General features: G+C 67.5%; 2 protein-coding genes. Both read right to left on the bottom strand.

What is annotated here, in order from left to right:
• Nucleotides 1-41: 41 nt before the first annotated feature.
• Nucleotides 42-914, bottom strand: a complete 873-nt coding sequence (locus tag ACWCRB_RS49750) for an IS3 family transposase (protein ID WP_451002362.1) — start codon at nt 912-914, stop codon at nt 42-44.
• Nucleotides 911-1,219 carry a transposase gene (locus tag ACWCRB_RS49745; RefSeq protein ID WP_451002361.1) on the bottom strand — a complete coding sequence of 103 codons (309 nt, stop codon included), beginning with the start codon at nt 1,217-1,219 and terminating at the stop codon, nt 911-913. Before ACWCRB_RS49745 ends, ACWCRB_RS49750 begins: the two co-directional genes overlap by 4 nt.
• Nucleotides 1,220-1,283: the final 64 nt, after the last annotated feature.

The following is a 1,283-nucleotide window of genomic DNA, read 5'->3' as shown; positions in this document are numbered from 1 at the left end:
GTGAGCTTGTTCCGCTTTGACGGACACCATTGGTGTGGTGGTCAGGCTGCGAGTGCGGTCTCGTATTCGGCGGGGCTGCGGTAGCCGAGGCTGCTGTGCAGTCGGTGCAAGTTGTACCAGCTCTCGATGAAGTCGAAGATCGCGGTTCGCGCGGCGGCCCGGCTGGGCCAGGTTCTCGTGTCGAGCAACTCTCTTTTGATGGTGGCGAAGAACGACTCGGCGAGCGCGTTGTCCCAGCACTGCCCGGTACGGCCGACGGACAGACGGACGCCTAACTCCGTTGCCAGACAGGCGAATTGCTGACTGGTGTACTGACAGCCACGGTCCGAGTGAAAGATCACCGGCCGGGTGGGACGACGCTGTTGGCATGCGGACTGGAGAGCGTCCGCGACCAGTTCGGTCCGCAGGTGGTCGGCGGTGGACCAGCCGACCACGCGGCGGGAGGCGATGTCGATGACCGTGGCCAGGTAGAGCCAGCCCTCCTCGGTCGGAATGTATGTGATGTCACCGCACCAGCGGGTGTCGAGGGCGTCCGGGGCAGGAGTGAAGTCGCGGACGACGAGGTCAGGCCGGGACTGGGCCCGCGGGTCGGGGATCGTCGTCAGCTGCCGCCGCCTGCGGTGCCGGCCCCGCAGCCCGGCGTCGCGCATCAGCCGGGCGATGCGGCGCCGTCCGCATTCCTCGCCCTGTCGTTGCAGGACGGCGTGGACGCGCGGGGCGCCGTAGGTCCCGCGGGACCGCTCATGAACCTCGGTGATCTTCTCGGTCAGTTCGGCATCGCGGACCGCCCGCGGACCGGGCGTGCCACCACGGCGGGCGTAGAAGGCGGCTCGGGAGACCTGCAGCAGTTCACACGCGCGCTTGACGTTGTGACCGTCTCGCTTCTCCGCCTCGATGAACGGGTGCACCGTCACCGGGTCTCCTTCACGAAGAAAGCCGTGGCCCGCTTGAGGACCTCCACGTCCTCCCGCAGCCGGCGGTTCTCCCGCCGCAACGCGGCCAACTCCTCACGTTCACTGCTGGTCAGCCCGTCGCGTTCGCCCGCGTCGACCTCGGCCTGGCTGACCCACAGCCGCACCGCGGTCTCCGTCAGATCGAAGTCCTTGGCGATCTGGCCGACCGAGCGGTCACCCCGTCGGCACAGCTCGACGATCTCGGCCTTGAACTCAGGCGTGAACGAACGGCGAGGCCGAGGCTTCTTCTTCCCCATGCTCTCCATGATGGACATCCTCCCGGGGCAGAGCCCCCTGATCTCGGATGTCCGTCAAAGCGCATCAAGCCCA

The sequence above is a fragment of the Streptomyces sp. NPDC002156 genome (assembly GCF_053593675.1).
The sequence above is the reverse complement of the archived record's forward strand: the minus strand, read 5'-3'. Positions and strand labels throughout refer to the sequence as shown.